Origin of the sequence: Nocardia vinacea NBRC 16497 (genome assembly GCF_000308835.1) — a bacterium.
Classification (GTDB): Bacteria; Actinomycetota; Actinomycetes; order Mycobacteriales; family Mycobacteriaceae; genus Nocardia; species Nocardia vinacea.
In genome coordinates, this window is record NZ_BAGN01000186.1 from 1 (window position 1) to 6,469 (window position 6,469).

Annotated in this window: 7 protein-coding genes and 1 pseudogene; 3 read left to right on the forward strand and 5 right to left on the reverse strand. The window is 66.1% G+C overall.

Features of this window, described 5'->3' with window-relative positions; all coding sequences use genetic code 11:
• A pseudogene (locus ON44_RS26060) lies at positions 1-165 on the forward strand (TetR/AcrR family transcriptional regulator); the annotation flags it as partial.
• Between the two features lie 74 nt (positions 166-239).
• Here ON44_RS26060 and ON44_RS26065 read toward each other — a convergent pair.
• Positions 240-470: a DUF3107 domain-containing protein gene (locus ON44_RS26065; protein ID WP_040694841.1), complete on the reverse strand. Its 231-nt coding sequence runs from the start codon at positions 468-470 to the stop codon at positions 240-242.
• Between the two features lie 102 nt (positions 471-572).
• Positions 573-1,115 (reverse strand): YceI family protein, encoded by a 543-nt coding sequence (locus tag ON44_RS26070; protein WP_040694846.1) that lies wholly within the window; start codon positions 1,113-1,115, stop codon positions 573-575.
• A 102-nt stretch (positions 1,116-1,217) separates the two neighbouring features.
• On the opposite strand from ON44_RS26070, the gene ON44_RS26075 reads away from it, so the two are divergent.
• Positions 1,218-2,048, forward strand: a complete 831-nt coding sequence (locus ON44_RS26075) for a helix-turn-helix transcriptional regulator (protein WP_040694847.1) — start codon at positions 1,218-1,220, stop codon at positions 2,046-2,048.
• On the opposite strand, the gene ON44_RS26080 is transcribed toward ON44_RS26075, so the two are convergent.
• The 3 genes from ON44_RS26080 to ON44_RS26090 all read right to left on the reverse strand — a co-directional run bounded on the left by ON44_RS26080 (position 2,049) and on the right by ON44_RS26090 (position 4,816).
• Positions 2,049-2,741, reverse strand: a complete 693-nt coding sequence (locus tag ON44_RS26080; protein ID WP_040694842.1) for a ferritin-like fold-containing protein — start codon at positions 2,739-2,741, stop codon at positions 2,049-2,051.
• Positions 2,742-2,832: 91 nt separating this feature from the next.
• Positions 2,833-3,888 carry an alpha/beta fold hydrolase gene (locus ON44_RS26085; RefSeq protein ID WP_040694843.1) on the reverse strand — a complete coding sequence of 352 codons (1,056 nt, stop codon included), beginning with the start codon at positions 3,886-3,888 and terminating at the stop codon, positions 2,833-2,835.
• Between the two features lie 70 nt (positions 3,889-3,958).
• On the reverse strand, positions 3,959-4,816 hold the full coding sequence (locus tag ON44_RS26090; RefSeq protein ID WP_040694844.1) for an SCO6745 family protein: 858 nt from the start codon (positions 4,814-4,816) through the stop codon (positions 3,959-3,961).
• A 466-nt stretch (positions 4,817-5,282) separates the two neighbouring features.
• On the opposite strand from ON44_RS26090, the gene ON44_RS26095 reads away from it, so the two are divergent.
• A partial coding sequence (locus tag ON44_RS26095; RefSeq protein ID WP_245567341.1) for a DEAD/DEAH box helicase occupies positions 5,283-6,469 on the forward strand: 1,187 nt, incomplete at its 3' end.

Here is a 6,469-nt window from a genome sequence, read left to right on the forward strand (position 1 = left end):
TACCGGGCCAGGATCCTCGCTGTCGGACTGGTCGGCACCAGTCAGTTCACCGCACGGTACTGGCTGGAGGCGGATCGGCCGATTCCGAAGGAAGAGGCGGTCGACACCACCGTCGCGCTGGCATGGGGCGGTCTGTCACACGTGCCGCTGCATCCGATCCACTGATCGGCTATTGAGACAGCAGAGCCCCCGCACTCACCCGAGTGCGGGGGCTCTCGTCTGTTGCGTCGCGGTTCGGCTCAGACCGCCGCGAAGCCGACGCGACCGCCGGTGGCGGCGCCGATCTCGACGTAGGCGACCTTCGAGGCCTGGATCAGGAACTTGCGGCCCTTCTCGTCGGTGAGCGCGACGACGCCGCCCTCGCCGCCGCTCAGCGCACCGGACACCAGCGCCTCGACCTCGTCCGGGGTCTGCCCGCTGTTGATGACGAGCTCGCGCGGGCTATCCGAAATACCGATCTTGACCTCCACGGCCAACCTCCGAACCTAGAGTCCTGTGTGCTGTCGAAATCAAGGCTAATGCAGCACCCCGAAGCCGGTAGCACGCCCGCCTGCGCTCAGAGCGAACAAACGCTACTTGGGCTCGATGAGCTGGATTTCCAGCTCGATCTTGACGGTATCGCTGAGCATGCCGGGCAGCGGGCCCCCGACGCCGAAATCGGTGCGCTTGATGCTGCCGGTCGCGGAGAAGCCCGCATGCCGGTCGCCGGTTCCGGCGAATACCTGGACACCACCCCACTCGACATCGAGGGTGACCGGCTTGGTGATCCCGCCGAGCGTGGCCTCGCCCTCGACCTCGAACGATTCGGTGATCTGGACCGGCTCGACAGCACGGAAGCTCAGGGTGGGGCGGTTGGCGACATCGAGGAAGTCGGCGGTGCGGACGTGGTTGTCGCGATCGGCATTGCCGGTGTCGAAGGAGTCGAGGTAGATGGTGGCGCCGAGGGTGGCGAAACCGTTGTCGTCGACGACGAACTCGGTCTCGAACTTGTTGAAGCGGCCGCGGACCTTGGAGATGCCGAGGTGGCGGATGGTGAATTCGACCTGGGAATGCATCGCGTCCAGGGCCCAGGTGCCCGGAGTGAGTGTGGTGGTGGATTCAGCGGAAGATGTCATGCCATAGACCATGACCGGACCGTGGTCCGCTAGCCAGACCGCCGTTATCCTGGACCCGACAGGGCGCGGATAACCATCCCAGGACGGGGCACGATGAAACGTATGGCACCCAACCCCTTCGCGGAATACCTCATCGCACGCCGCGCCCAATTGCGGCCGACGGATGTGGGACTTCCCGAGGGCGGTCGCCGCCGCACCCCGGGTCTGCGCCGCGAAGAGGTCGCGGTGCGCGCCGGGGTGAGCGCCGACTATCTGGCCCGGCTCGAGCAGGGCCGCGACACCAATCCCTCGCCCGCGGTCATCGATGCGCTCGCGCAGGCCCTGCTGATCGAGGGTAAGGACCGACACCACTTCGGCTGGCTCGCCGTCACAACGACCAACGAATCCCGCTGCCCCATCACCGAAGCCGTCGAAGAGCATCCGACGCCAGCGATCGAGACCATCCTGCGCGCACTGCATCCCACTCCGGCCTTCGTGATCGGGCGGCGGCTCAACGTGCTCGGCTGGAATCCGGCCTGGGAGGACATCGCGAAACCCGTTGGACTGCTCGACAATCCAGAGGTCGTGAATCTGGCCTGGTTCACCTTCGCGCATTCACGCGCCAAGCACGTGCTGCGGAACTGGGACGAGGTGGCCGATATTTTCTCGGCCGCGCTACGGCGCGCGACGATCCGCTGGCCGGGCGAGGACCGCCTACTAGAGCTGATCGACGCGCTGCTCGCGCATCCGGAGTTCGAAAGCCGTTGGCAGCCACAGCATATCGACGACCTGGTCTCGGGCACGATGCGGTTCGACCATCCGGAGTACGGCCATATCGATATCCCGTTCGAGGCACTGAACGCCGATAAGGATCAGTGCATCGTCGTCTGGCTCACCGACCAGGCGCAGGCGCAATCGCCCGGCCTGCGACTGGTCCGCGCTGCCAACGAGTAATCAGATTCCCAGGACGGCCATGCGTTCGGCGTGGCTGGCCTGCATGCGCTCGAACAGCGCGGCGATGCCGTTGAGGTCACCGGTCGCGGCGAGCACCAGCTCGGTGAGTTCGTCGCGCTGGGCCATCACGTACTGCGCCTGGGTGATCGCCTCACCGAGCAGCCGCCGACCCCACAGCGTCAGCCGGTCGCGCTCGGAGCGGCTCGTCGCGACCGCGCGGCGCACCTCCTCCACCACGAATTCGGAGTGGCTGGTCTCGGCGAGCACATCCCGGACCACGGCGGAGACCTCGGGAGACAGGGCGCCGGCGATCTCGGTGTAGAAGTCGGCGGCGATACCGTCACCGACGTAGAACTTCACCATCGACTCGAGCCAGGTCGAGGGATCGGTGGAGTCGTGGTAGGCGTCCAGGGCGCGCACGAACGGCGCCATCGCGTCGAAGATATCCACACCGCGCTCGGCCAGCGCGGACTCCAGGGTTTCGAAGTGCCGCATCTCGGCGGCGGCCATCTTCGCGACGGCAACCTTGCCACGCAGCGTCGGCGACAGCTTGGCCTCCTCGGCCAGCCGGTAGAACGCGGAAATCTCACCGTAGGCGAGCACCGCGAACAGGTCGATCACGCCCGTATCGTCGGTGGAAATGGACGACCCGAACAACGAAACCCCTACCGCTGCAGATGACTGTGCTCCCATGTCGACACAGCCTAGTCCCGGTCTGTTACGTATCACCGTCATCCCAGTACATGTCGCGGTCATCCCAGGCGAACATCGGGGGCATGGTTGTTCAGGACAGCTCGGACAGGAACTTGTCGAGATAGGTCCACGTGGTGTCGCGGGCGGTTTCTCCGGTGAGGATGCCGAGGTGACTGCCGGGTGCGGTTTCGTAGCGAACGGACTGCGCGCCGGTGAGGATGCGCTGTCCGGCCGCCACCGCGGCGGCGGGGGTGATGACATCGGCTGGTCCGCCGACCAGCAGCACGGGCGCGGTCACGTCGGCCAATTCGATGCGGCGCTTGCCGAGTTTCACGACACCACGGCCGATGTCGTTGTTCAGGATCAGGCGACCCCACAGCTGGCCGTAGAAGCGGCCGGGATAGCCGGGCATCTCGGACATGAATCGGTCGATGGACTCCATCTTGGCCAGGGTTTCGGTACGGGCGATATTGCTCGCGACGAACCAGGGGCGGGTGAGTTCACGGTCCCATGCGGTGACCTTGTAGGCGATTCGGGTCAGCGTGGCCGGAATGCCGCCCACCGCACGCACCGCCGTCGAAGTGGCGATACCGCCGGTCAGCTTGGCCACCGCACGCACCTGCGGAATGCCGGTCATCTTGTCGTAGTCCAGCGGCGAGCCGACCGCCGTGATGGAGCGGATCGGCAGTTCGGGATGCGCGGCCGCGCTCAGCAGTGCGAGGGTGCCGCCGATGGACCAGCCGACCAGATCGACCGGACGGCCGTCGCGATCGGCGGAGGTGCGCAGGATCGACGCGGGCAGGATGTCGTCGATCCAGGCCTCGAAGCCCATCCGCCGGTCGGCGAAGGTGATCTCGCCGTAGTCGACGACGTAGGGCGCCCGGCCCGTCTCCAGCAGGAATCGGGCCAGGCTCTGATCCGGACGCAGATCGAAGCAGCTGGCGGGCGCGGCCAGCGGCGGCACCAGCAGCACCGCCGAATCCGTTGCGGCAGCGGCGGATCCGGTACCCTCGAAGCGACGCAGCTGCCGATGCGGTTCGTCCCACAGCACCGTCGACGGGGCGGGATCCGGCGCCTCGACGCCCTGGCCGAAGGTCAGCGCCCAGGCATTGCGCGCCGCGATGGTGACGGTGTCGGTGAAACTCACCTCAAGAATGTCTCACATCCCGTTACCGGCGGTAACAGGCAACTCCGATTTGTGAGCAACCGTGCACCGCTCAGCCCCGCGTCATGCCGATCGGATTGAGCGGCGGCACCACGCTCTCCTGAACACGCTTCGTCAACGGTTCGAGCAAGTAGGTCAGCTCGGCGATGGCGTCCTGCGACAACGCCGCCAATGCACCGTTCCAGGCGGCCTCGTCGGTGGCCGCCTCCACTCGTTCGAGCAATTCGGCGCCGGAGCCGGTCAACTCCGGACTGATCGGCTCCCCAACGATCAAACCCCTGGCACGCAACTCGTCGGCGATATCGGACCATTCCCGCTCCGACCAGCCGCGCGCGGGCCGCATCACCGATTCGGGCGACTTACCGGCCGCTACCTGCAGCACCAAAGCCTGCGACCCGGACAGACCGTGGGCCACCAAGGCCGCGACATGGCCGTCGCCGCGATGTTCGCGCAGGGTGGTCGTGAGCTGCCACAGCGCGGCCACCGGATCGGCGGACAGTGGCAATTCCGCATTCGCCGCATACAACGGGCGGCCGGTCGGATCGGCCGTGCGCGCCACCGGTTCGAGCAATTCGGCGGCACGGGCACAATCAGCACCACCGGCCCCTGCGCCGCGCAACAATCCGACCGAAAAGGCGAGCCTGGCCTGCAGACATGCCTCCGGCGTCGTCCGGGTCCAGGCGTCCGGCACCGCCTTGGCCACCGTGTCCGGATGGAATCCGGCAAAGGTCGCCAATACCGCGCCCACGCCAACCGCCCCCAACGGCGCGGCCCGGAACGCGAAGTAGGTCTGCCAGAATCCGCGCAGTCCGAGCGCAACTCCGGCCTGCTTGACGTCCGCGCCGAAATACACGACATCGTGGATGGGTTCGAGAGTGTGCCAGATTCGACGCGCCGGATGAATTGCCATGTGGCGCAGCGTACGTCGACGGCCGACGCAAGGAAACCGCGCATTTTGTCCGGAATTACCGACCATTTCGAGCGACCTGCAAACAGTCGCTATGGTGGCCGTGCGTTACGTCGAATTCGAGCCGAGCACAATATCACGCTACAATCTCTGCGGACAACGGAAATTTTCGTCCGTCGAGTCGCCGGATCGTACGGTCGCCCGAGTGTCGCCGACGAGGTTTTCGAAGTCCGGGAATATGTGCGCGCACCAGATCCGCATCACCCTTGCGCCGCGCCGATGTCTTCCGAGGTCAGCCGCCGAAACGACGAGCTCCCGCAGACATCAGGGCAGTGGCCGAGGTGAGTATCACAGGCGGATATGTGGTTGTCGCGGGCCGGCCGGTCCGCCCCACACCTCGTGCGCGTGTGACGCGCTAACGAGGAAAGGCACGAACCTGAGCAAGATCACTGTCGAACAGGAACCTGGTCTGGCGGATACGCTACTGACCGCCGAACTGGACGAAACCCACACCGCTCCGACATTCGCCGAATTGGGGGTTCGCGATGAAATCGTGCGAGCACTCGGCGAGATCGGAATCGAACGCACCTTCGCAATTCAGGAACTGACCCTGCCGCTGGCACTCGCCGGTGAAGATCTGATCGGTCAGGCCCGCACGGGTATGGGTAAGACCTTTGGATTCGGTGTGCCGCTGCTGCACCGGATCGCCACCGCCGACACCGGGACGACCCCGCTGGACGGCACCCCGCGGGCACTGATCATCGTGCCGACGCGCGAACTCTGCATCCAGGTCACCCAGGATCTGGAGAACGCGAGCAAGTACCTGAAGAACCACCAGGGCCAGCTGCGCGTGCTCTCGATCTACGGCGGCCGCCCGTACGAGTCCCAGATCGCCGCGCTGCGCTCCGGCGTGGACGTCGTCGTCGGTACCCCCGGCCGACTGATGGATCTGGCCGATCAGGGCCATCTGATTCTCGGAAAGATCGGCGTGCTCGTCTTGGACGAGGCCGACGAAATGCTGGACCTGGGCTTCCTACCCGATATCGAACGCATTCTCGGCATGGTTCCGACGCAGCGTCAGACCATGCTCTTCTCGGCCACCATGCCGGGCCCGATCATCACCCTGGCCCGCACCTTCCTGACCAGGCCGACGCATATCCGCGCCGAGGAGCCGCACGACTCCGCCATTCACGATCGCACCGCGCAGTTCGTCTACCGAGCGCATGCACTGGACAAGAGCGAGCTGGTCGCCAAGGTGCTGCAGGCCGAGAGCCGCGGCGCGACCATGATCTTCACCCGGACCAAGCGCACCGCGCAGAAGGTCGCCGACGATCTGGCCGACCGCGGCTTCGCCGTCGGCGCCGTACACGGTGACCTCGGGCAGATCGCTCGGGAGAAGGCGCTCACCAAGTTCCGCAAGGGCGCCATCAATGTGCTGGTCGCGACCGATGTCGCGGCGCGCGGCATCGATATCGACGATGTCACCCACGTCATCAACTACCAGTGCCCGGAGGACGAGAAGACCTACGTGCACCGGATCGGGCGCACCGGCCGGGCCGGACGCACCGGTGTCGCGGTGACGCTGATCGACTGGGACGAACTGAACCGCTGGGCGGCCATCGACACCGCCCTCGCTCTCGGCATCCCGGACCCGGT